The sequence below is a fragment of the Corynebacterium sp. HMSC036D03 genome (genome assembly GCF_001836185.1).
Lineage (GTDB): Bacteria > Actinomycetota > Actinomycetes > Mycobacteriales > Mycobacteriaceae > Corynebacterium > Corynebacterium simulans.
This window is the reverse complement of sequence record NZ_KV827739.1, coordinates 1-21,662: the sequence shown is the minus strand read 5'-3', so window position 1 is coordinate 21,662 and position 21,662 is coordinate 1. Positions and strand designations below refer to the sequence as shown.

Below are 21,662 nucleotides of genomic sequence, written 5' to 3'. Positions count from 1 at the left end.
CGACTATGATGCAGGGGGTGAAGTACATTTCTACGCGCGACGCTAACCGTCAGCCTGCTTCTTTTACCGATATTCTCTTAGGTGGGCTTGCCCTTGACAGCGGCCTTTACCTGCCGGAATCCTATCCGCAACTAAACGGCGCTGTGCTCAATGAATGGCGTCAGTTGCTCGCTGAGGAAGGCTACGCGGCGCTTGCGGCAGAAGTACTCAAGCTTTTCGTGGATGATATTCCAACTGATGATCTGGAGGCCATCGCGCAGCGCGCGTACACCCATCCTAAGTTCGCGAGCGAGGAAATTGTCCCCGTGACCGCGCTGGGTGATGGCCTTTTCATCGGCCACCTCTCCGAAGGACCTACCGCTGCCTTCAAGGACATGGCCATGCAGCTGCTCGGCGAGCTCTTCGAGTACGAGCTGGGCCGCCGCGATGAAACCCTCAACATCCTGGGCGCTACCTCGGGCGATACTGGCTCTTCTGCGGAATATGCCATGCGCGGGCGCACCGGAATCCGCGTCTTCATGCTGACCCCGGCGGGCCGCATGACTGCTTTCCAGCAGGCTCAGATGTTCGGCCTTGATGATCCGAATATCTTCAACATCGCGCTCGACGGTGTCTTCGATGATTGCCAGGATGTGGTTAAGGCAACCTCCAATGATGCCGGATTTAAGAAGGAATTCCGCATTGGCGCCGTTAATTCCATCAACTGGGCACGCCTTATGGCGCAGGTCATTTACTACATCAACTGCTACCTGAAGGTCACCTCTGACAACGAGCAGAAGGTCTCTTTCTCCGTGCCCACCGGCAATTTTGGTGATATCTGCGCCGGCCATATCGCCCGTTCGATGGGGCTTCCCATCGACAAACTCATCGTCGCCACCAACGAAAACGACGTGCTCGATGAGTTCTTCCGCACCGGCAACTACCGTCCGCGCCCGGCGGAGGAGACCTTCAAGACCTCCTCGCCGTCGATGGATATCTCCCGCGCCTCGAACTTTGAGCGTTTCGTCTTCGATTTGCTTGACCGTGATGCCTCGCGCACCGCGGAGCTCTTTGGCCCCAAGCTGAAGGAGGGCGGTTTCCAGCTCAGCACTGAGGAACTGCGTGCAGCCCGGGATGAGTATGGCTTTACTTCTGGTTCCTCCACGCATGCGGACCGCCTGGCCACCATTGCATCGGTCAAGGAAAGTTATGACTACCTGGTGGATCCGCACACCGCGGACGGCATCAAGGTCGCCCGCCAGGTGCAGAAGGAAGAGGACATCAAGACCCCGATCATCTGCCTGGAGACCGCCCTGCCGGTGAAGTTCTCCGAGACCATCGTCGAGGCTATCGGCACCAAGCCAGCAGTCCCGGAGCGTTTTGCTGGCATCATGGATGTGCAAAGGCATGTCACGGATCTGCCCAATGACGTCGCTGCAGTCCAAGACTTCATTCGCAGCTCCATCGCACAGACCGACGTGAAATAGCACCCCAGAGGAGCATAAAAGATGGCACAGGAACAGTTCTCCGGACCGGAATACTTCACCGAGTTCGATCCAGAGAAGTTCATCCGCGATCTCAAGGAGATGGCGGAGATGGAAAAGGAAAACAAGCAAGCTTCCGAAGCAGACAAGAACACCGATGGTGATGGCACGGTCTAGCTCGCGGGTACCACAGATAGCAGCCGCCGTGGCTTTAGCAATTGGCCTCGGCGGCTGCTCTTTGATCCCCACGCAGACGGTGCAGCACGCGCTTGGCGACGCCGCGGCCACCCTCACTGGCGAATCCGCCGCACCGGAGGCGTCGGAAAGCGATGCTCAGGTAAACAACGAGGGTGACGCGGAAGCCACGCCAGCGCAGCCGGAAAACCCCGCCGCGAGCCCCGGTACCTCGCGGCCTGCGCTCTCGCCCATGCCGGCGGGAACCGCGTTGGATATCTCCGCCCAGGAACCGAAACCAGGAGAGTATTTTGACTTCCAGATGTGCACCGCAGCGTGGTCTTTCTCGCTGGAAGATGGCCGCAACTTCGCGGTGACCGCATCGCACTGCGGCAAACCCGGCGACCGTGTGTGGGCCGGAAACGCGCATCGCACCTTTACTTTCCCGGCAGAACCAATCGGGGAAGTGGTCTATTCGGACTTGTATTCCGATACCACCCACGGCCTCGACTTCGCGCTCATCGAGCTGCATGCCGACGTGGGTTACTACACGCCGAAATACATGGAGGCCGGCGTGGCCACAACGGGCGAGCTCCCACAACAGCTGTGCAAGCTAGGGCGGATCACTGGGGAGACCTGTGGCGAGCTAAGCCATGGCCCGGAAAAGGGCGGGCTGAAGTCCGGCGAGATCCGCATGGAAACCACGGCCGCTCGGGCGCGCCTGTGCGGTACCCAAGGCGATTCCGGCGGGCCGATGTACGCCCAACTGCCAGGAGGACCCGCAATCGTCGGCGTAGTCTCTGGCACCACGCAGGAGCTAAAAGGTCAGTGCGCCGAAGCGTCGGACATGGAGCTTTCCTTTACCCCTGCAGCCGATATCGTAGCGCTCATCCCGGAGATTTTGGGCTCTGAAATAGCGCAGGCGGCCTAGCGCGGGCGCGGCCAAAAGCGGACAAAGAAAGCGGCTAGGGTAGTAGGCATGGCAACCCCTGAATACATCCTCAACCTCCGTGAGAAGGTGGGCCACCAGCAGCTATTCCTGCCAGCGTGCACCGCAGTTATTGTCCGCGATGTTCCCATGAACGCGGCGCTATGGGAAGTCCCATCGGTGCTGCTGGTGCAACGCGCCGATAATGAGACCTGGGCGCCCGTCGAGGGCATCTGCGAGCCTGGCGAGGAAATCACCACCACAGCCATCCGTGAGGTCAAGGAAGAAGTCGGTCTCGATGCCACCGCGGAAGCGCTGCTTGGCGTGGGGCAGGTAGGCCCTGTCACCTACGACAATGGCGACGAGTGCATGTTCATGTCCACCGCACTGCGGCTTTCGGTTCCAGAAGGCGCGGAGCCGGTGGTCTCTGACGAGGAAAACCTTGCGGCGCAGTGGTTCTCCGTGGCCCAAATGCCGGCTTCGGTAAGCGCCCGTAACCGTATGCTGATCGGTGATGCCGTGGCACAAATGAAGCATCCGAAGGGCTTTCGCCCCCGCATGGGATTTGTAAAACGCAACTAGCAATCGCGTATGCCCAAAACCACCTCCAACCTGGATTTCTGTCAGCTAATTGTTTCTATTTGATGGCTGGTGATAGTCTGAAGATCCGTAGGTCGCCGCGCGAGGCGTCCCGCGGATTTTTTGATCTTCAAGGGGTGTCTCGTTGCGCTGAGCTTGCCGCATCAGCAATCAAATTCCTCGAAAGGTGCATTCCATGCCACCTCGTTCCAACCAGAACACCAAATTCATTTTCGTCACCGGAGGAGTTGTCTCCTCCCTGGGCAAAGGCTTAACAGCGGCATCGCTGGGTCAGCTGCTTTCTGCCCGCGGACTCTCGGTGACCATGCAGAAGCTCGACCCATATCTCAACGTCGACCCAGGCACCATGAACCCGTTCGAGCACGGCGAAGTCTTTGTCACCGAAGACGGTGCCGAGACCGACCTCGACCTGGGCCACTACGAGCGCTTCTTGGACCGCAACCTCACGAAGAACGCGAATGTGACCACGGGCAAGGTGTACTCCTCGGTCATCGCGAAGGAGCGCCGTGGCGAGTACTTGGGCAAGACCGTGCAGGTCATCCCGCACATCACCGATGAGATCAAGGATCGCGTGCTCGCGATGGCCGCGCCCGATGCCTCCGGCAATGTGCCGGACGTGGTCATCTCCGAAATCGGCGGCACCGTGGGCGATATCGAATCGCAGCCCTTCCTGGAGGCCGCACGGCAGGTACGTCATGCCGTCGGCCGCGAGAATATCTTCTTCATCCACTGCTCGTTGGTGCCATACCTCGGCACTTCGGGGGAGCTGAAGACGAAGCCGACCCAGCACTCCGTGGCGGAGCTGCGCTCCATCGGCATCGTGCCGGACGCAGTGGTGCTGCGGTGTGACCGCGACGTTCCGGATGGCTTAAAACACAAGATTGCGCTGATGACCGACGTCGAGGAAGAAGGCGTGGTGTCCTGCCCTGACTCGCCGTCCATCTATGACATCCCGGAGGTGCTCTACCGCGAGCACCTGGACACCTTCGTCATCCGCAAACTAGGCCTGCCTTTCCGCGATGTGGATTGGACCCAATGGGGCGAGCTACTGGATCGCGTCCGCAACCCGCGTCATGAGGTCACCGTGGGCATCGTGGGCAAGTACATCGACCTCCAGGATGCGTACCTTTCCGTGGCAGAGGCAATCCGGCATGCGGCCTTTGCTCACCACGCGAAGGCGAAAATCAAGTGGATCACCTCGGATGACTGCGAAGCAGACTCAGCCACTCCGCTGGGCGATCTCGACGCCATCGTGGTGCCAGGCGGCTTCGGAGTGCGCGGCATCGAGGGCAAGATCGCCGCGGTGAGCTACGCCCGAGAGAACAAGATTCCTTTCCTGGGCCTGTGCCTGGGTCTGCAGTGCACCGTGCTGGAGGCGGCCCGCCAGGCAGGCATTGCCGACGCCTCCTCGACAGAGTTTGACCCCGAGACCTCTGCGCCAGTCATCGCCACGATGGAGGAGCAGCAGGCGGCCGTCTCCGGCGAGGCGGATCTCGGCGGCACCATGCGCCTGGGCGCTTATCCAGCTGTGCTCGCTGAAGACTCCGTCGTGGCGAAGGCATACGGCACCACTGAGGTCTCTGAGCGCCACCGCCACCGCTACGAGGTCAACAACGCCTACCGTGCGCAGATCGAGCAAGGCTCCGGCCTGGTCTTCTCCGGCACCTCGCCCGACGGCAACCTGGTCGAATTCGTGGAGTACCCTGAGCACCCATTCATGGTGGCCACCCAAGCCCACCCCGAATACAAGTCGCGCCCAACGAAACCGCACCCGCTCTTTGACGGGCTGATTGCAGCGGCGCTGAGCTAGCACTAGGCGAGAAACCTGCATTCGAACCATCGAAGTCCTCTAAACCGGCGATTTCGCGCCGCTTCGATGGTTCGAATGCAGGTATACCACTCTCAGCCGTGCTAACTGCTCACATCGGGGCACTAAAAATAGTAGATCCCTCTGGAAAGCTTTCGTCTCCAGAGGGATTTCATTTGCGCTGGTTGATTTACGTTCTTTTAAAACTTGCAAGCGATCATTCTAGGGACGGGGAGTCAAGACACGCCCCACTTCAAGTCCATGTTGACGAGATTAGGTAAGTGCTAGTCCAAGTAAAGACGGACTTTTCCCTCTCTTGTGCTGCTACTAAGAAATGGTCGAGTTAGCGCGGTATTGCATGCTCAGAGCGTGCCGTAAACGATATGGTGCATCCGTAATGCAGCTATTTAGAATTCGTACGATCGGCTTATCGTATGCTGCCTCAATTTTACTCTAGGCCGTTAGTCCTTCAGACGTTAGAACGCAATTCTTTAGTGATTACTGGTGGCGAAAGTCGAGAAGCTCAAGTTGCCCAGGGGCTTCGCCGGTTTTCCGGCGGCGACGGTTTTCCTTGTCTTCGCTGACGGATGCGTTTGTTACCCGTGCTCCTTGTACCTTCACAAAACGTCCCTTCTCGGCAAGACCTTTGACCTCGAAAAGAAGTTGCTGCTGGTGTGCTTTCATTGCCCTATCGTAGTCGGCTTCGTTCAAATGCACAGTGTAAACCCGTAACTTTCCCTTAGGGCCTTTTCCGCGCATTTTTATTCGCCGTGAATTTGGTTCGTCCCATTCCCTCATAAGTCCAATGACTTCACCCGTAACTCTCAGTTCGGTCGGCCGAGGTTGTTTCTTCAACGTCGAGACCCCAACCTCTAATGCTTCCCGAAGAGTCGGCTCAAATACAACCGAACTTTGGCGCGGTGAGCTTTTGGCTTTTTCAGCTCCTAGCCGCATAAACTCCACTGAGAGTTCGGTTTCCTCGGCATTAACTAAGTTTTTGACCCCGCTTAGCATTTCCACGGAGACACCCTGGGTCGCTGCCCACTCGAATGCCTCGGGGTTGTGGTGTTCGCTAAACTCCTCGAGGACCTCTTTTGTGGCTTGAACTGAAGCAAGCACGATTTCGGACACTTCACGGGTGCTTATTTGTGATTGCTTCTTTGCTTTCTTGCTGTTGCTTACCGCTACACTAGCCTGTGCTGGTATAAACGCCTTGACAATGTAGCTTCCCACCTCGGTTTGGCCCATGAAACAAGAATCAAGATAGTTATTGGCGATGACATTGCTTGCTCCGCTGTACCAACGTAAATTTTGATGTGCTGCACGAGCACCAGAGGAAAGGACTTCGCTGAGTCCAGTGACGAGGTTTGCACCTACTCGCCAGCCGATAACGCCATTACGAACAGTCGGTCCGTCTGTTGACACGACGAACTTGTCGAGGGCTCGCTCAAGGCGTAATTGGGAGGTTGCGAGCTCTTCTAGAACGTTGGCTGCACTGAGCTCTATCAATGCGGCTAACGCGCGTTGGGCTATTCGTTGGAAATCGGGTGCTTCTGGGTTGCTGGGAAGAAAGATTCCTGCTTCGTCTCGATTTACCGTAGGCTCAAGTTTCGCAGTGGGAGACGGTACCCACAAAGACACGTGCGGATTTTCACCGGTTTGCTGTTCCCATGCGAGCTCGGCCAATGTTAATTCAAGTGCTTCGAAGTTGAGGAGCGTGTTGTTCATAGCGGAAGCTCCCCTTTGCGGTGTAGGGCAAACAGTTCAACGAGTGCAGCATCGTCGAAAACATTTTCAGTCGGGACCTTTACAGTAACGTCACCATTACCGGCTATTTTAGAAGCACTTTTACCGGTGAGGTTTACCCAGTAGTTGCGGGCGCTAAAGTGCGTCAGCGAATTGGCATGGCCAACCCATTCGTCCACCTCAGAGTGGATGAGCTGGGCGACAAGTATCAGAGGCTCATGTTTGCCCTCGTATCGGTAGTCGTCATATCGCCGCTTAGGCACGCGAACTTTCACGAAGTCGTCGTTGCTGTTGCCACTTTCGGTGCATTTAAGTTGCAGGTTAATTGTTAGTCGGTCGCGGGGACCGGCTATTTCGTGGGTGATAGTGACATCAATTCCCGAATCGATAATCTCTGTTTTGGCTACACAGCCGGCGGCCCCTGCAATGGCGTGAATAATTCCTGCTTGAAACACTTCTTTAAGTTCAGTGCAGCGGGTAGGACGACCGCGAACCCATACGTCCTCGTATCCAGGTTTGATCGCCAATGTAGCCATATTTGAGAATTCTAGTAGCCACTTAGTTCTTTGGTGGGGGATTGAGGTATTAAACTTGTTTTCCGTTGGCGCATCGAAAATTACCTACCGATGACAATATGCACGTAATGCTCGCCGTAACTTCTGCTTCAAGCCTCTTGGAGAAGAACCGTATCAGTGGATCTTTAAATTTGCTATGTTTCACTATTGAGCGAAATTAGTGCTGTGGCAGCATGACTGGATCCGAAAAGCTTGACGTGTCGATCACGGGATTCAAGAACCCGTATAGACCTCAACTCCGTTGTCATTTGTGAGCCTGCAAAGAGCTCGAGCGCCTATTTGGTTCGGTTGCTGAAACTGTTACCTATCGAGGGGCCTTCGGGGCTCGACGGAAAATGAACCCATCTAATAGGAGAAACCCAGACTGCTCAAGCGAGGAGTCTGGGTTTCGTATAGGTTCGGGGATCTACAAGCAGCTTCTGCTCAGAAGTACAATTTCCCGCCGAATTAGCAGTCGTAGTACACCCACAACCCACTAAACGCCCCCGCTACCAGCACGAACGCCGTCCCCAGCGCCCTCGTCACCACCCGAAATCCCGCACAAATCCCGCACTTGAGGCACCATCCCGCGCAGCCCCTCACCAGCACCAGGAAACAGGTGCGAGTACACATCCAACGTCATCGACGCCGACGCATGCCCCAACGCCCGTTGCACCATCACCACCGACGCCCCCGCCCCAATCAACGACGACGCATAAAAATGCCGCAACCCGTGAAACGTCGTCGCCACACCAGCAGCCCGCGCTAACCTCCTAAATTGAGCCGACACACTCGACGACGACAAGGGCCTACCCACCCTGGTGCAAAACACCGTCTCCTCCGGGCCACGCGGCACCCGCCGCAACTGCTCCTCAATCACCGCCACCGTGGCAGGCCCAATCGGCACCACACGCCTAGATGCCTCCGTCTTCAACGGCGCGAACTCGCCAGTGCGCTGATTAATCTGCTCCACCACATGCACCTCACCACGCAGAAAATTCACATTCCGCACCCGCAGGCCACACAACTCCCCGGCACGCAGGCCAGTTTCCGCCGCGACTTGAATCATCGCCGCCAACGTCAAATTCGGGGCACGCCCCACACCAGTGCCACGCGCCGCCCGAATCAGCGCTTGCACATCCTCGACCGTCGGAATGTCCGCACGCTCAGCGCCGACCTCCTTACGTGGAATCTTCACCCCGCGCATCGGATGACGCCCCACCACATCATCAAAAACCGCCTGAGAAAACACCCCGTGGAGAATCGCGGCCAGCATGCTGATAGTTGAGGCGGCCAGCGGCCTATCATCAGCCCACGGCCGGCCCTTCTCCAGCACCTGCATCCACTCCCGCACATGCGACGGCTTCACCGACAACACCGGCATGTCTCCCAAATCTCCCAAGTTGGCCAGCAACATGCCACGCCCATTCCGAGTGGACTTATTCACCGCCTGCTGCATCCGCTCCTGCACCAGCTCCTTGACAGTCACACCAGTATCCTCGATGTACTCACCGCGCCGCACCGCACGCTCCATATCCTGGACGTAGGCCTTGGCCTGCCGCGCGCGGGGAAAGCTTTTAGAGTGTTCCTTACCTGCGGGGTCGCGCCACCGGGCGATGAAAACCTCTTTACCGGCCTTGTTGAGACGTTTTTGGATGGCCATTAGATACACTGCTCCTGTCAGGTCATTACTTTGTTGGTCTGATGTCACCGGTCCTTGGTGCTCGCGACTTCCACATGTTGAGCGCCAGGGGCCGGTTTACTTTATGATGACTGTGGCCCACATTCCCCCCGTTGGGCCTAGGGTGCCTTCGCGTATTGAGCTCAGCTCCGCGAAGGCATTCCTACGTTTTAGTTACTCGACAGTGCGTCTACCAGTGGGTCAACGCCGAGGTAGAGGGCGAGACCAACGACGAAAATGCCGATAGCGGCGGGGACCATAGTTGCACCTGGTAGTCCAGTGGCTTCGGCCCATTCGTTCATGTTGTAGTCGGCGATGTTCTGAAGAATATCCATGATGGAGTTCCTTTCGGAGAATTTGGGGTGGTCAAGTTTAAGGACGTTGGCGTGGGTGCTGTGGTCCAGGCGGGTTAGGCGGCGCGCATTTGTGCCGCCAGGTAGTGGTTCAGGAGGTGCTGGGTGACCTCTAATTCGTCGGCTAGTGATGGGATGTGCCAGCCGTGCCAGGCGACTGCGGCGGCTAGGTCGGCGGGGTGGACGAGCAAACCGGCGGCAAAATCCCATGCGCGCTTTTCTTGACGCTGGTCGTAGTACCCATTGCCGGTGCGCTCGTCGCCGTAGTGGGCGTGGCCGAGCTCGTGTGCCAGCGTGGAACGGTATTGATGGATGCTCATGCCGCGCCGCGTCGAGATGGTGCGCGTCGCGTGGTCGTACCATCCTTTCTTGCCGCCGTTGTGCCGCCGCAGAGTGACCCCCATCGACTCAGCGAGCCGGTGGAGGTCGACGGCATTAATCGTCAAATGGATCACCTCGCATTTCATCTTCATCCGGCGAATCATCCGCGACCGCCGACTCAGGCATTGAATCATCCGGGGTGGACACGGTCTTTTGCTGCTTCGAACGTCGTCGCGCCTCAACTTCATTGATGTCGGTAGTGAACTCGTCGGTCTTGAGGCCGCGTTTCATGCGGCGCAGGACCTCGTCAGCTAACTGGTCCTCGGTGACACTGCGTAGGGCGGTCATGGGGTCGACCGTGCGCGCGTACTTCTCATCCAAATAGCCGGTATCAACCAGGGCACGAACCGGGTGCGCGCCGTAGGCGATGGCAATGGCAATGACGTTTTCGGCGGAGATTTCTCCGCGCTCCACCTGGCGGGCGAATGTGCGGGGGACGATTTTTGCGCGCTGGGCGATGGCGTGAACCGCGCCATCCTTTGAAATCTGATTGAGCCATTCGGTGTGTTTCATAGCTACATCGTAACCCACCCTTGCCATATTGGCAAATTGGCTACCTGCGGAAACGTGAAAGTTTTTTAAACAACTTGACAAAGCGGCAACCCGCTTGCCATACTGTCAAACATCACGTCAAACAGGCAAGGAGGTGAATATGAACCGCGAAAACAAGGAAACCCCCGGCGCTGGCACGCCGGAGGTGACCGTGAATCTTCCGGGCAAGAGGTACTACACCGCGAAAGAAATTGATGACCTACTTCGAGAGGTCACCGCTGGGGTTAAGGGACTCGCCGTCGGGCGTGGCACTCGGATTGATGCTCGCAGCCGGGTCGCCGAAGCGGAGGCCGCTCTCAACGAGGCGCGTCTCAAGGCCAATGACGTAGAGCTGCGTCGACTCCATCCGCTCTTCCAGGTCGGCAATCGACTTCTTCGCCGTCTCCAACTCGGCAATCACCTTAACCAGCGCAAGAGCTAACCCGGGTGCCGGGTCGCCGCCCTCAGCACGGGCTTCCCGAATGGAATCAATCAGATCTTCGGCCGGGGCAACACCCTCAACATTCAATCCGGTTATGTGCTCGAACTTCAACATTTAAATCACCTCACTTTCCAGGGCAGCAGCCCTGAAGAAAGTGAACCACAACCACCAGGGAGGTGAACATGATTCGACTTAATCCCGCCGTACTTGACAAAGCCATCGAGCTAACCGGCTCCCGCTCCGATGACCAGCTAGGTCAAGCATTCCTGAACCTCACCGGGGTAACCATCCGCAATTACCGCGCCGGCAAATCCGCGCCGAGCATCGCCACCCTCATGCGCCTGAAGCAACTCACCGGAATCCCCCTCGACCGCATGGTCATCGAAACCGCCGAAGCCGCCGCATAAAAGAAAACCCCGCCGAAGCGGGGCATCCAAAAACCTACTTAGGAGAATACACCATGAGTGAACTAATCCCCATTCAAGACCGCGACGGCATTCAGGCCGTCATGGGCCGCGACCTACACGCCTTCCTGGGCATCGGTAAGGACTATACGACGTGGTTCAAGGACATGACCGCGTATGGCTTTGTCGCAGGTCAGGACTTTTCCCCAATTTCGGGGAATACTTCCCCCGCAGGTGGTCGCCCACGTATCGACCACATCGTGTCGCTGGACATGGCTAAGGAAATTTCCATGATTCAGCGCACCGAGAAGGGCAAGCAGGCCCGTCAGTACTTCATCGAATGTGAACGCCGGGCTAAGGAACCAGCGCAGCTGTCACCAGAAGAGCTCATGGCCCGGGCTATCAAGGTTGCTGATAACACGATTAAGGAGTTGGAGGCTAAGACTCGGGAGTTGGAGCCTGCGGCGAAGTCGTGGACGTATTTGGCTGCGCCTGGTGGTGATTACAGTGTGGCTGGTGCTGCTAAGACGTTGAGTCGGGATCCGAATATCAGTATTGGGCGGAATAAGCTGTTTGCGTTTATGTGTGAGCAGCGGTGGATTTTTCGCACGGCGGGTAAGCGTGCTCATTGGGAGGCGTACCAGGATAAGGGTATTAATACTGGCCGGCTGGTTCATAAGTTGTCGTCACCGTTTATGAATGAGCGTACCGGCGAGTGGGAGCAGCCAGCACCGACGATTCGGATTACACCGAAGGGGCTGCATGAGCTTCACAAATTGTTGGGCGGCTCTGACCAGATCCAGCTGGAGGTGGTCTAGATGCGAGTGAAGTACGTCGGTTGTAGCGAACACGATGGTTTCGCCAGCGTGCATTCCTATGAGGTTGTCGCAAATGGCAAGACCTGGCTGGCGGATTTGCATCTTTATGACGATGGCGAGTGCGTCATGGCAAACGTGCGGATCGTGTGCAAATACACGGGCGCGGTGCTGGGAATGGAAACGCCTTTGTACGAACAGATTTCCAAAGCTGTCTACTCGGAATTTTCCAGCAAAGTTGCTGCTTAAGAAAGGAATTTACTCATGGAATTGATCACATTGGTTTGTTTCATTGTCACTGTTCTGTCAGCTATTGGCACGATTTGTTGTCTTAGCTACGTGGTTTGGACGGGACGAACCCATTCCAAACACGAGGCTCCGTTTCCGACGGACGCCTCCATTCAACAACGATCCGATGCCCGCAGTTCATATCCGCCACGTACATAAATGAAACTTCGTCTCCCGGCGCGAGCCTTTCGTACGCGTGAGTTTCTCCGACGGTGACGGGGCTGTCGGTTCCGAACTTGACGTCGAGTGCTTCCTCGTCTGAGGCATTTCGAAGTGTGTATGTATCGCCTTTGAAGTGCTCCACCTCCCAAGGAGTTGAGTACTTGGATTCCATCTTCTCCAAAACTGCAGCGATGCGTTCTTGAGATTTTGAGGCCAATTCTGCGGCATTAAGTGATCGTTTGGCAGATTCCGCGGATGACTTTTGCGACTTGTGAGCTAAATGCGCTTGCCAAGCGGAGGCGATAAAAGACCCAAAGGCGATAAGGGCAGCAGCAATAGCAATCCAATTTTCTGTGGTCATTCCGCAATTTTAGCCCGACTAGCAGGCAGCGACGTGCAAGCCGTCGCCCGGGCACCAGGCCGCGGATCTTCCTCACTTGGGGATAGATGAGGAAACCGTAGGCCGTGTTGACTGAAAACTGAATAGTGGAGCGATTTTCCTACTAGCTCACCAACCGCTCGTTGATGTTGGTGTTATAGATGCCTCGCCGCTGGTGCGGTTTATGTCGGGTTCGATTCCTGGCCGGGGTACTTGGGGGCATGTTAATGGGGTTTCTACATTCGCCCTAAAGCGCGCTCATGACTTTGCGCTCCTGTCAGCAAAGAGGCGTTGCTGCATGCCCCCTTTTTCTCCGTTAGCTCAATGTGTAGAGCAGTGGACTTTTAATCCACGGGTTCCGGGTTCGAGTCCCGGGCGGAGAACGCGGAAAGTGGTTAACCGCGTGTGCCTAGACACGTTAAGCAAGCCCTATGGCGCGGTATTGCATTGCCCCGCGCTGGCGCGCTGCCACTTTCCCCATTCAATCGACGAGACCCCGGGTGATACCAGCACCCGGGGTCTTAGTCATGCCCACTCGAAACTTGAAAAGAGGACGCTATGAATCCTAGCAAACAGGCCCGAACGTACTCCGTGGCCGAAACTTCCGAAATCCTTGGGGTAAGCACCCGCACGCTTTATCGCCACGTGGTGCAAGGGAAAGTCGATCACCTTCACCCCATCACTGTTGGCGCCCGGGTCGTATTCCCGCGCCGGGTCATCGATTCCCTAGTGGAGCCGGCAGGTGTCGCATGAGCCACCTCAAGGACTACGCGCTCGGAGCGGTATTCGGTACCGCCGTATTTCTCGGAATTCTTATCGAGGGATGCGTGCTATGACCTCCCAGCTTTCAACTACGACGCGTGAGGACTTGCTGTCTATCGCGCGCGGTAAGCGGATCCGCAATAAATCCCGCCTGCATGAACTCGAACGCCTCGGGCTCGTGGCCCTGACGACTGTGAACCATGAGCTTCGCGTTCGCGAAATCACCAGCGAGGGCATGGCGGCGCTTACTGCGATGGGGAAGGAGGGGCGATGGATGCCGCGCAAATTCTAGACACGCTGGTGTGGGCGGCATTGACTCTTGTCTGCCTGCTGAACTGTCTGCTCATCCGCCGCGTATCACGTGATCTTGACGCCCTGTGGGACTACCTCGGGCGACAACACCGACTCATGGCGAACTTGATAGCCCCAAGCGAAGAACCGAGCGCCGAAAAGACGCCGAAGCCTACCGTGCAGGCGGGCCACTTTGACGAGCTTTTAGACAAACTCAACCAGCAGAAAGGCCGCCGCGCATGACATGCATGACGCCTATCCGTCTTGAAAGCAAATCCATTTTGGTTGAGGAATTCAACTTTTTGCGCAGCTGTGGCGACCCGGTCGCTGCTTCCATCTTCCACCTCGCCAAGGTCTACGGCCTGACTTATTCGACTGTTGAGACCTACCTCAACCGCAATCGAAAGAAACTTCATTATGACATCACGTATTCTCGCTAACCCACCCAAGCCCGGCACGCCGGAGTGGGCGAAAATTGTTACCGCGTCGAAAGCGCCGGCGCTGCTCGGCGTCTCGCGTTTCACCTCGCAGTATGCCGCGTGGCACCAGCTCGCCGGTCTGATTGACGTTGACATGATGGACCCGGATCGCGCCGCTTGGGGGCATATTGCCGAGGCTTCCCTGGCTGATTGGTGGTTGCATAAGCACCCCGGCTGGCAGTTGAATGTTGCCCGCCGTGGCACGCGGGAAATCGCCTACACGAACGACGATCTCCCATTCCCGAACCTCGCTACTATTGACCGGCGCGCGCTGAACCGCAAGAAGGGAATGAGCAGCCCCGACCGCTTCCACATCGTGGAGTGTAAGACCGCGATGACGCTGGATGATTGGGGCCGCCCGGGTGAGGAAAACGCGGTGCCGGCTGATTATTTCACCCAGGTGCTGTACCAGATGGGTGTGAGCGGTATTCACCAGGCGTCGATTGTGGTGTTGGGGCCTTTCTCGGAGCCGGAGATTCACGAGATTGAATGGCGTGAGGATCTCTTCGCCGCGCTGGTTGACCAGCTGGCAGAAATCTATGTGTCCACCAAGACTGGTGAAGCCCCCGAGCTAGATGACTCGCTGTCTACCTATGAGACGGTGCGCGGTTTGCACCCGGATATTGACCCGGAGGCTGAAGTTCAGTTGGACCACGCGCAGGCGGTGGCTTGGCTCGACGCCATCGTGGGCGCCGATGAAGCTGTACGCGCCGCCCAGCTGGCAAAGACCGAACTGGCGGAGCTCATGGGCAATGCGAAGTATGCCCGCGTGGGCACAACCAAGATTGCCGACCGGCGCTCGCGCAGCGGAAAGACGCCCTATGTCCAGTTCAACAAGAAAGCCGACCTCGCGGTCTAAGGAGAAGAATATGCCGAACTGGATTACTAACCGGATCCGCGTCAACCCGGCGCACTTCGCCGAAGTGAAGGAAATACTGCTCGATGATGAGGGGGAGGTTGATTTTAATCGCCTCATCCCAATGCCCCCATGGATGGATACCCTCAGTATCTCGATGATGGAGATGGAGAACCCGCGTAAATGGTTTGAATGGTCGCGCGCGCACTGGGGCACTAAATGGAGCGCGAAGCACACCGTCGTTAAAGACGAGCTGTGCGAGATCGCGTTTGATACCGCCTGGCAGCACCCGGAGCCCATCATCGAAGAGCTTTCCCGACTGCTTCCACGCGTGACCTTCGCGGTCATCTACGCCGAAGAAGATCTCGGATACGGGCAGCGCGGGGCTTACTACATCCGGAACCTAGAAAAGGTCCCATCCCCGGCCGCTCTCATGGCTGACGATGGCGCCTGGGTCGCGAACTGGGACTGCCTCGTCATGCGGGGCGAGCCGCTGGAATATAGCGAGGATTTCCCAGCCTCGGAGAACGATTCCCGTGATTATGACCCCTTCGATATTCTCCCCGGCTTTGCTCACCTAATTGGTGACGAGCCTACTTTTGACCCTTTTTGGCTTGACGCCAACTAACCACAGAAAGGACTAAGCATGTCTGAAATTGCTACCTACGAGCCGACTAAGGCTGAAATCCAAACCGCAAAGACTGACTTCGCTAACGCGTCGATTGATGCGATTGACCGCGAGTTGGAAGTCATCGAAAAGGCCGCCCGCGTGGTACCCACCTTGATTAAGGGAGGCATGGTGCCAGACATTTACCTGCCTACGCACCAGCCGAAAAAGAACGGCCCCGCCCAGGGCGAGGACGTCGCAATCGCTAAGGCGATGGCCGCCGCCGTATTCGGCGCGTCTCTCGGATTCGGCATCGCCAAATCCTTGCAGAATGTGTTCACGGTTCATGGCCAACCTTCCATCTATGCTCGCACCGCTGTAGCGCTCGTACAGTCCCGCGGGCATGAAGTATGGGTAGGCGAGGAGACCACCAATTCGGTAACAGTCTACGGGCGTCGCCGAGGCTCGGATAAAGTCTTTGATTCCACCTGGGACATTGAGCGCGCGAAGGCCGCCGGGTTCACGTCTAATCCGAAGTACAAGTCGCAGCCGCAGGAGATGCTCTACGCTAAGGCTGCGATGGCGGTATGCCGCCGCATGGCTGCCGACGTACTCGAGGGTGTTCCGATGTCGGTTGAGGAGCTGCAGCTCGAAGATCGGCCAGCAACTGTGAAGGCGAAAGCTACTCGCACGGATCGTCCAGGCCGTGGAGCCGATGGGCTACAGGCCGCGCTCGGCCGCTCTACGGCTCGTGAAGAGGCTACGGAGGAGCAGCCCGCTGAAATTGAATCCCAGCCTGCTACTTCGCCGGACGATGATCAACTACTCGCGGACTTAAAGTCCGCCTTGGCTGGGCTCACCACCACCGACCAAGTTAACGCCTTCGCGGAAGAGCTCAAGCAGGATCCGTCCGTTCCGGATGAGGCTCTGCGGATGGCCCGCGACCGCTGGAACGAAATCGCAGGCGGTGAACGGTAATGGCCGAGGTGATTGATGCGTTCGATGTCAACGTCCATTCCGAAAAGCTGGGAAGTATTTCCAGCGTCACCGTCTGCGCAGACGATGAAGTGACTAGAGGTCAAGCAGCAGGTGCATTATTGAGAGCCTTTGCCACAATCATCAACGAAAACGAAAGCCCGGAGGTGTGGTCGAAACACGTATCTCTGGCGTGGTCTTTCCTCATGGAGCAATGCATCTATAAGGAGGACGAAAAATGATTGATTATGAATACCGCTCCGGTCACCTCGCGGCGGATCCGGATCTGCGCTACACCCCGTCTGGCACACCGGTTGTGAATTTCACGCTGATTCAATCCTCGAAGTACTACGACCAGCAGCAGGCAACGTGGGTGACCTCCGCGCGCTCTGTCGTGGACGTGGTGCTGTGGGATAAGAAGTTCGATAACGGGGATGTCATCCCGTGGACCGCGTGGGCAACCGAGGTGCTGCGAAAGGGTTCGCACGTTGTTGTGCATGGCCGCCTGCTGCAGCGCTCTTGGCAGAACCAGCAGGGCGAGAATCGGTACAAGACGGAGTTCCGGGCGGAGAGTGTCTTTGCCTCGCTGGCGGAGGTTGCAACTTCGGACGCGCCGCCTTCGGCTGGTTTGTCTACTGGCCCCAGTGAGCCGCCGTTCTAGGTGGAGCCCATGACTAATCCCGATGCAATGGCGGCTATTACGCGCCTGCCTCGTGAGGCCACCGCCGGTGTATCCGCCGAGGAAATCCTGGCTTTTGCCGACGATAACGGCGTGAAGCTGACTGGCGTGCAACGCGCGCGGCTTCGCCGCATGTTCCCAACCGAATCGCCCGATTCTGACTGATTTTCGCCCCGCTAGGACCCCAATAGTCCACAGCGGGGCTTTCCTATTAGCCCCTATGAAAGGACCCTTTATGACTTACGGCGAGCCGAACCCCAAAGTGGTCAAGAACCCAAACTCCGTTAATGAATGCCGCCGGACTATCCCACGCGGTTTGCGAACAATGATCGCTATCAAGCGCCCGCTGGATGATATGCCTGATGCCGCGATTCGCTGGTTACAACGCCATGAGCTCATCCGCCCCAACAAGCGGGCTAGCGAGCCAGGGCAGAGCACCTGGACGTACACCACGACCGGAAGACGCCTCGAAGGCGAACTCGTCAAAGAAGCTACGCGCGCGGCATGAATATCCAAGACCACGCCTACGTGGCTATTGCCTGCGCGGCACGCCACGGTGTGGTGATTAACCCCGCCGTGGTCCTGGCCATCGCAACGATTACTTACAAATTGGAAGGAGGGGAGGAAAATTACTTGGTTCAAAGTTGATGATGGTTTCTATGACCATCCGAAGGTGGAGAATCTTTCTAATGCGGCTATTGGGCTATGGGTGAAGTCTGGTTCCTGGTGCTCGAAGCATGAGACGGATGGGGTGATTCCGGCGTCTCGTGTGAAGGCGTTGAAGGGCACTCCTAGTCAGATTCGTGCGCTAATTGAGTGTGGTTTATGGGTCGAAACACGATCCGATTTGGGTGCGAAATGCTACTCATTTCGATCATGGCTTGACTACCAACCGAGTCGCGAAGAGCGTGAGGAAGAGCGCGCAGTTTGGCGCGAAAAGAAACGCAAATCGCGCCGCCAAAAACTCGATAACCAGCGCAATCGCCAAAATGTCCCCGGGGGAGTCCCCGGAATGTCTACCGAGGGGACATTTGAGGGAGTCACCGAAATGTCCGGTACCATACCCGTCCCGTCCCGTCCCGACCCGACCAATATAGGGGGTACAGGTAGCCAGCCAACTTACGGTGATCAAGGGGATGGGCAAGTGGCTGGCAGCCTAACTCTCGACGGGCTAGCGGACGCTACGCGCCGCGCCCGCCAAGCGGGAATCTCCGAATCCGCCATCGCCACCGGAACCCGAAAATTCAATGCCCGCCCCAACCCCAAAGGCCCCGGGCTGCTCCGCACCCTCATCAACGACGCCTGGGAAACCGAACAAACCACCCACACCAACGCCGAAGCCAAGACCCAACGCCGCGCAGCCATCGACGCCTGCACCCAATGCGACGACCTCGGCTACGTGAAGGTCGCTAACGGCACCGTCGCCAAATGCACCCACCAACCCATGAAAGGACCCTTCTGATGCGACGCCTCACCAAGCCACGATTCCTCGTGCGATCCACGATCCGCCACGACGGGACTCGGAGATGGCACATCCTAGAGCGCTCAGGCCTGCTCGCCCTGCCATACGGATTCCCCTTCAACCGCCAGTTCAAAACCTGGCCCGAAGCCCTCCACGCCGCAAACCACCTCGCCCTCAACAACGACCCATACCTGAAAGGACTCAAATGCCTACCACCTTTCCGAGCCTCATCGACCGGCTAGTCACCCGCACCGAACAAGGCCAACTCACCGAAGCCCAACACACCATCGTGGGCCGCGCCTGCGCCCGCCAATTGGGCGCCATACCCGTCAAGCGACATTCAAGCCGCCACCCCTCCAACCCACGCCCCGTATTCCGCTACCGCTAAAGGAACCCACATGCACTTACCAAAAATCACCATCAGCCCCAACCCGCTTTACGCCCCAGCCGGAGCACCATTCCTCGCCTCCGTATGCGGCAGCCTCCCACAACTCGTCGTCCGCAGCCACAGCGACATCGACCTAGAAGCCTGGTGGTTCCTCAACGGAACCCGCTGGCTACGAACCGACGACTGCGACGTTGAAATCATCGCCCCACTCAAGCTGACTAAATCTCCGAAATCTCCAACCGAAAGGCACACAATGACTAACCATTACTGGCCGGGGGCTGACAGCATCCGCGCCGCCCGCCTCGACTTCGATCCAGATGATGACGGGTTCGACTACATCACCTTTCGCGTCCCGACCGGGTACACGTACAACACCGCTCAGCGCTACAAAATCGAACCGCTAGGAGACCACCAATGACTAAAACCATTGAAGTCCCAATCGCGCTAATCAAGGCGGGAGACCTTGACGCAATCCGCGAGTTGCTACCCAAGGAAAATTTGTTTGGCAGGTGGGCAACACACCCAGAGTACGGGCGCGGAATCATTTGCAGCGCATATCCAAACCGAAATGGCTTTGTCCGGGTTGCCATCGAAAAAGACGACAACATCGACGGTGCAAACTGGGAATGGGTAGACCCCGATGACCTCACCATCGACCCGGTAGAACTCACCACCATGAAGGACTTCAGAACAGCGCCAGAGGGCACCATCGTTGCCGCACCCACAGGAAACGCATTCCAAAAAGTTTCCCCCGAGCGCTGGGAAAATCATCTCGACCTACTCGACGATAAGCAAATGGCAATCAGCGGCCCATACAAAATCCTCCGCTGGGGGTGGGGCGAATGAGCGAAATCGTACAAGCAGTAACCCAAGCTCTACATGCCTACGGAGAAGCCGCACGAAACGACTACTACACCCTAGACGGAAAGCAAATCCAGAGGGATATGTGGACGCTTGCCAACGCGCTAGAAAGCAGTGATACCTACACGGTGGGAGAGCTAATCGAGCAGCTCGGAATTACTGAGACAGACCTCGGATATGAATGGATATAACGCAATGATCGATAACACAGAGCGCCTTGCCCGTGAGTGGGCGGAGAAGATTAAGGCTATACCGAGGGCGGATCGCAGAACGGATGTGACCGCCGCGATGGAATACATCTTGGCTAACACAACCCCGCCGACAATGGCGGACGTGGAATGGGACTTCGATAAGCACTACCTAGCCGGGGCCGTAGACCTCGATGGGAACGAGGTAACCATGGTGGGCGTGCGGGATGGCCTTATCCGAGTTTTCGACGTAGCTGATATAAACCGGTATTACGCGCCGGTGCTGGAAAACCCGAATCACCTCACCCCGAACAGGAAGCGATACGAACTCCGCGAAATCAGCAGACCGGAACACCCGGAGACGCTAACCACCGTTGAGGACTACGAGAACGCGCCGTCGGGCACCATCGTGGCGAGCAACATATGTCCCCCTTATATGAAGTATGAGCTGGATAGTTGGACGGACAATTTTGGCACTACAGTCTCCGACGAGGAACTAGCAGGAGGCCCTACCACGGTACTCCGCTGGGGGTGGTACGCATGACCACTCTTGATGACCTCACGCCGCAGGAGCGCGACGATTACGTCGGCGCGTGGGTGAACGTTCCGCATAATCCGCGCCCCGTGATTTATATGCGTGACTTCTACAGCACTGGCGAGATTAAGCATGGCGCGATCTTTCTTGACCCACTCTACGGCGATAACCGTGCGAGGCTTGAAGATTGCGTCACGCGCCCTGACCTGCCCCGCACATGGAACCCAGATGGCACACCATCGGCAGGCGACTGGGAATACGCGGTGCAATACAAAACCCCGGACGGGTGGAAATACAGCCGCCCATCGTGGGAAAATCGCTGGCAGGATAGCGAAGCCGTACAAGAAGTCCGCGCTCTCCGCGACCACCCCGGACAAGAAACACGAATCGTACGACGACTAGTCGGCCAGCCGGAGGTGATGGAACCGTGATTGACCGCGACTTAATCCGCGCAGAGTTCGATGGTCGCTGCGCGTACTGCGGAACGCCGCTAGAACCAGGTAGGCGTGGAGACAACATCATGCAGGTAGACCACGTGCACGCACGCTACCTAGGTGGCACCGATGACCCGGACAACCTCGTCCCCGCATGCCGACTGTGCAACCGATACAAGGTGACCTACACGCCGGAAGAATTTCGCCAGCAGCTCATGCTCATCCCCAGCAGGCTCGCCGCAAAGAACATGACGTTCAGGCTTGCCCAACGACACGGCCTAATCGTCGTGACCGACACTCAACCAACATTCCTTATGGACGGAGCAAATGATGATTAGCGAATCCGAACCGCAGAAACTACTCGACGAGTAGCCCCCATGGGACAACCACTGTTTGCGGTCTTGGACCTGACCCCTGTTTGGTAGACACCTGATATC

Annotated in this window: 36 protein-coding genes and 1 tRNA gene; 29 read left to right on the top strand and 8 right to left on the bottom strand. The window is 57.3% G+C overall.

Translation table 11 applies throughout. From position 1 onward, the window contains the following. Window positions 1-17 precede the first annotated feature (17 nt). The 5 genes from thrC to HMPREF2692_RS06940 all read left to right on the top strand — a co-directional run bounded on the left by thrC (window position 18) and on the right by HMPREF2692_RS06940 (window position 4,975). Window positions 18-1,466 carry a threonine synthase gene (thrC, locus tag HMPREF2692_RS06955; RefSeq protein ID WP_070456118.1) on the top strand — a complete coding sequence of 483 codons (1,449 nt, stop codon included), beginning with the start codon at window positions 18-20 and terminating at the stop codon, window positions 1,464-1,466. 21 nt (window positions 1,467-1,487) lie between these two features. Next, window positions 1,488-1,640: a hypothetical protein gene (locus HMPREF2692_RS13150; RefSeq protein ID WP_162839576.1), complete on the top strand. Its 153-nt coding sequence runs from the start codon at window positions 1,488-1,490 to the stop codon at window positions 1,638-1,640. 28 nt (window positions 1,641-1,668) lie between these two features. Further along, complete coding sequence (locus tag HMPREF2692_RS06950) at window positions 1,669-2,568, top strand: trypsin-like serine protease (RefSeq protein WP_246815615.1); 900 nt, start codon at window positions 1,669-1,671, stop codon at window positions 2,566-2,568. A 48-nt stretch (window positions 2,569-2,616) separates the two neighbouring features. Beyond that, window positions 2,617-3,147: an NUDIX hydrolase gene (locus tag HMPREF2692_RS06945; protein WP_061923922.1), complete on the top strand. Its 531-nt coding sequence runs from the start codon at window positions 2,617-2,619 to the stop codon at window positions 3,145-3,147. A 193-nt stretch (window positions 3,148-3,340) separates the two neighbouring features. Continuing rightward, window positions 3,341-4,975, top strand: coding sequence for a CTP synthase (locus HMPREF2692_RS06940; RefSeq protein WP_070456092.1), 1,635 nt, complete (start codon window positions 3,341-3,343; stop codon window positions 4,973-4,975). Window positions 4,976-5,470: 495 nt separating this feature from the next. Here HMPREF2692_RS06940 and HMPREF2692_RS06935 read toward each other — a convergent pair whose 3' ends face one another. The 7 genes from HMPREF2692_RS06935 to HMPREF2692_RS06910 form a co-directional block, all read right to left on the bottom strand. Beyond that, a complete protein-coding gene (locus HMPREF2692_RS06935) occupies window positions 5,471-6,700 on the bottom strand; it encodes a hypothetical protein (protein WP_070823197.1) in 1,230 nt (409 codons plus the stop codon). Further along, window positions 6,697-7,254, bottom strand: a complete 558-nt coding sequence (locus HMPREF2692_RS06930) for a DUF4365 domain-containing protein (RefSeq protein WP_070823194.1) — start codon at window positions 7,252-7,254, stop codon at window positions 6,697-6,699. Before HMPREF2692_RS06930 ends, HMPREF2692_RS06935 begins: the two co-directional genes overlap by 4 nt. Window positions 7,255-7,768: 514 nt before the next feature. Then, a complete protein-coding gene (locus HMPREF2692_RS06925) occupies window positions 7,769-8,935 on the bottom strand; it encodes a tyrosine-type recombinase/integrase (RefSeq protein WP_070823192.1) in 1,167 nt (388 codons plus the stop codon). A gap of 188 nt (window positions 8,936-9,123) precedes the next feature. Next, window positions 9,124-9,288, bottom strand: a complete 165-nt coding sequence (locus HMPREF2692_RS13145; protein WP_168168026.1) for a hypothetical protein — start codon at window positions 9,286-9,288, stop codon at window positions 9,124-9,126. A 74-nt stretch (window positions 9,289-9,362) separates the two neighbouring features. Beyond that, window positions 9,363-9,752, bottom strand: a complete 390-nt coding sequence (locus tag HMPREF2692_RS06920; RefSeq protein WP_246823434.1) for an ImmA/IrrE family metallo-endopeptidase — start codon at window positions 9,750-9,752, stop codon at window positions 9,363-9,365. Beyond that, window positions 9,742-10,200, bottom strand: a complete 459-nt coding sequence (locus HMPREF2692_RS06915; RefSeq protein WP_070823186.1) for a hypothetical protein — start codon at window positions 10,198-10,200, stop codon at window positions 9,742-9,744. Before HMPREF2692_RS06915 ends, HMPREF2692_RS06920 begins: the two co-directional genes overlap by 11 nt. Before the next feature lie 238 nt (window positions 10,201-10,438). Continuing rightward, window positions 10,439-10,774, bottom strand: coding sequence for a hypothetical protein (locus tag HMPREF2692_RS06910; RefSeq protein ID WP_070823183.1), 336 nt, complete (start codon window positions 10,772-10,774; stop codon window positions 10,439-10,441). 68 nt (window positions 10,775-10,842) lie between these two features. Here HMPREF2692_RS06910 and HMPREF2692_RS06905 point away from each other — a divergent pair, with 68 nt between their 5' ends. Genes HMPREF2692_RS06905 through HMPREF2692_RS06895 form a run of 3 tightly spaced genes read left to right on the top strand, consistent with a single transcriptional unit; the run spans window position 10,843 to window position 12,128 of the window. After that, window positions 10,843-11,067: a hypothetical protein gene (locus HMPREF2692_RS06905; protein WP_070729969.1), complete on the top strand. Its 225-nt coding sequence runs from the start codon at window positions 10,843-10,845 to the stop codon at window positions 11,065-11,067. A 53-nt stretch (window positions 11,068-11,120) separates the two neighbouring features. Beyond that, window positions 11,121-11,882, top strand: coding sequence for an antA/AntB antirepressor family protein (locus tag HMPREF2692_RS06900; RefSeq protein WP_070823181.1), 762 nt, complete (start codon window positions 11,121-11,123; stop codon window positions 11,880-11,882). Next, a complete protein-coding gene (locus tag HMPREF2692_RS06895) occupies window positions 11,883-12,128 on the top strand; it encodes a hypothetical protein (protein WP_070823178.1) in 246 nt (81 codons plus the stop codon). 82 nt (window positions 12,129-12,210) lie between these two features. Here HMPREF2692_RS06895 and HMPREF2692_RS06890 read toward each other — a convergent pair whose 3' ends face one another. After that, window positions 12,211-12,690 carry a hypothetical protein gene (locus HMPREF2692_RS06890; protein WP_070823176.1) on the bottom strand — a complete coding sequence of 160 codons (480 nt, stop codon included), beginning with the start codon at window positions 12,688-12,690 and terminating at the stop codon, window positions 12,211-12,213. A 328-nt stretch (window positions 12,691-13,018) separates the two neighbouring features. Between HMPREF2692_RS06890 and HMPREF2692_RS06885 the strand changes: the two genes are divergently transcribed. The 21 genes from HMPREF2692_RS06885 to HMPREF2692_RS06790 all read left to right on the top strand — a co-directional run bounded on the left by HMPREF2692_RS06885 (window position 13,019) and on the right by HMPREF2692_RS06790 (window position 21,563). Next, window positions 13,019-13,091: transfer RNA gene (locus HMPREF2692_RS06885), tRNA-Lys, on the top strand. Between the two features lie 175 nt (window positions 13,092-13,266). After that, complete coding sequence (locus HMPREF2692_RS06880) at window positions 13,267-13,461, top strand: helix-turn-helix domain-containing protein (protein WP_070823174.1); 195 nt, start codon at window positions 13,267-13,269, stop codon at window positions 13,459-13,461. A 79-nt stretch (window positions 13,462-13,540) separates the two neighbouring features. Continuing rightward, window positions 13,541-13,762 carry a hypothetical protein gene (locus HMPREF2692_RS06875; RefSeq protein WP_070823171.1) on the top strand — a complete coding sequence of 74 codons (222 nt, stop codon included), beginning with the start codon at window positions 13,541-13,543 and terminating at the stop codon, window positions 13,760-13,762. Then, a complete protein-coding gene (locus HMPREF2692_RS06870) occupies window positions 13,741-14,004 on the top strand; it encodes a hypothetical protein (protein ID WP_070823168.1) in 264 nt (87 codons plus the stop codon). Before HMPREF2692_RS06875 ends, HMPREF2692_RS06870 begins: the two co-directional genes overlap by 22 nt. Before the next feature lie 5 nt (window positions 14,005-14,009). Then, window positions 14,010-14,201, top strand: coding sequence for a hypothetical protein (locus HMPREF2692_RS06865; RefSeq protein WP_070732700.1), 192 nt, complete (start codon window positions 14,010-14,012; stop codon window positions 14,199-14,201). Next, the gene (locus tag HMPREF2692_RS06860) at window positions 14,179-15,099 is read left to right on the top strand and encodes a YqaJ viral recombinase family protein (protein ID WP_070823162.1); all 921 of its coding nucleotides are present in this window, start codon (window positions 14,179-14,181) and stop codon (window positions 15,097-15,099) included. Before HMPREF2692_RS06865 ends, HMPREF2692_RS06860 begins: the two co-directional genes overlap by 23 nt. A gap of 10 nt (window positions 15,100-15,109) precedes the next feature. After that, window positions 15,110-15,724, top strand: a complete 615-nt coding sequence (locus HMPREF2692_RS06855) for a DUF1281 family ferredoxin-like fold protein (protein WP_070732601.1) — start codon at window positions 15,110-15,112, stop codon at window positions 15,722-15,724. 18 nt (window positions 15,725-15,742) lie between these two features. Next, window positions 15,743-16,681, top strand: a complete 939-nt coding sequence (locus HMPREF2692_RS06850; protein WP_070732604.1) for a hypothetical protein — start codon at window positions 15,743-15,745, stop codon at window positions 16,679-16,681. Beyond that, the gene (locus HMPREF2692_RS06845) at window positions 16,681-16,920 is read left to right on the top strand and encodes a hypothetical protein (protein ID WP_070732606.1); all 240 of its coding nucleotides are present in this window, start codon (window positions 16,681-16,683) and stop codon (window positions 16,918-16,920) included. Before HMPREF2692_RS06850 ends, HMPREF2692_RS06845 begins: the two co-directional genes overlap by 1 nt. Beyond that, a complete protein-coding gene (locus HMPREF2692_RS06840) occupies window positions 16,917-17,339 on the top strand; it encodes a single-stranded DNA-binding protein (protein WP_070823160.1) in 423 nt (140 codons plus the stop codon). Before HMPREF2692_RS06845 ends, HMPREF2692_RS06840 begins: the two co-directional genes overlap by 4 nt. Window positions 17,340-17,348: 9 nt before the next feature. After that, complete coding sequence (locus HMPREF2692_RS13140) at window positions 17,349-17,522, top strand: hypothetical protein (protein ID WP_168166296.1); 174 nt, start codon at window positions 17,349-17,351, stop codon at window positions 17,520-17,522. A 70-nt stretch (window positions 17,523-17,592) separates the two neighbouring features. Continuing rightward, window positions 17,593-17,865: a hypothetical protein gene (locus HMPREF2692_RS06835; protein ID WP_070823159.1), complete on the top strand. Its 273-nt coding sequence runs from the start codon at window positions 17,593-17,595 to the stop codon at window positions 17,863-17,865. Next, a complete protein-coding gene (locus HMPREF2692_RS13135) occupies window positions 17,862-18,005 on the top strand; it encodes a hypothetical protein (protein WP_168166297.1) in 144 nt (47 codons plus the stop codon). Before HMPREF2692_RS06835 ends, HMPREF2692_RS13135 begins: the two co-directional genes overlap by 4 nt. Window positions 18,006-18,501: 496 nt before the next feature. Next, the gene (locus HMPREF2692_RS06825; RefSeq protein ID WP_070823153.1) at window positions 18,502-18,819 is read left to right on the top strand and encodes a hypothetical protein; all 318 of its coding nucleotides are present in this window, start codon (window positions 18,502-18,504) and stop codon (window positions 18,817-18,819) included. A gap of 205 nt (window positions 18,820-19,024) precedes the next feature. Next, complete coding sequence (locus HMPREF2692_RS12970; RefSeq protein WP_141755989.1) at window positions 19,025-19,207, top strand: hypothetical protein; 183 nt, start codon at window positions 19,025-19,027, stop codon at window positions 19,205-19,207. 10 nt (window positions 19,208-19,217) lie between these two features. Beyond that, entirely contained in the window at window positions 19,218-19,625 is a 408-nt protein-coding gene (locus tag HMPREF2692_RS06815; RefSeq protein WP_070823147.1) for a hypothetical protein, read from the top strand. Continuing rightward, entirely contained in the window at window positions 19,622-20,053 is a 432-nt protein-coding gene (locus HMPREF2692_RS06810; protein ID WP_070823144.1) for a hypothetical protein, read from the top strand. The genes HMPREF2692_RS06815 and HMPREF2692_RS06810 overlap by 4 nt, the downstream gene beginning before the upstream one ends. Further along, window positions 20,050-20,259, top strand: a complete 210-nt coding sequence (locus tag HMPREF2692_RS06805) for a hypothetical protein (protein ID WP_070823141.1) — start codon at window positions 20,050-20,052, stop codon at window positions 20,257-20,259. Before HMPREF2692_RS06810 ends, HMPREF2692_RS06805 begins: the two co-directional genes overlap by 4 nt. Before the next feature lie 4 nt (window positions 20,260-20,263). Continuing rightward, window positions 20,264-20,800: a hypothetical protein gene (locus tag HMPREF2692_RS06800; RefSeq protein WP_070823139.1), complete on the top strand. Its 537-nt coding sequence runs from the start codon at window positions 20,264-20,266 to the stop codon at window positions 20,798-20,800. After that, window positions 20,797-21,222, top strand: a complete 426-nt coding sequence (locus tag HMPREF2692_RS06795; protein WP_070823136.1) for a hypothetical protein — start codon at window positions 20,797-20,799, stop codon at window positions 21,220-21,222. The genes HMPREF2692_RS06800 and HMPREF2692_RS06795 overlap by 4 nt, the downstream gene beginning before the upstream one ends. Continuing rightward, on the top strand, window positions 21,219-21,563 hold the full coding sequence (locus HMPREF2692_RS06790; protein WP_070823133.1) for an HNH endonuclease: 345 nt from the start codon (window positions 21,219-21,221) through the stop codon (window positions 21,561-21,563). The genes HMPREF2692_RS06795 and HMPREF2692_RS06790 overlap by 4 nt, the downstream gene beginning before the upstream one ends. The last annotated feature ends 99 nt before the right edge of the window (window positions 21,564-21,662 follow it).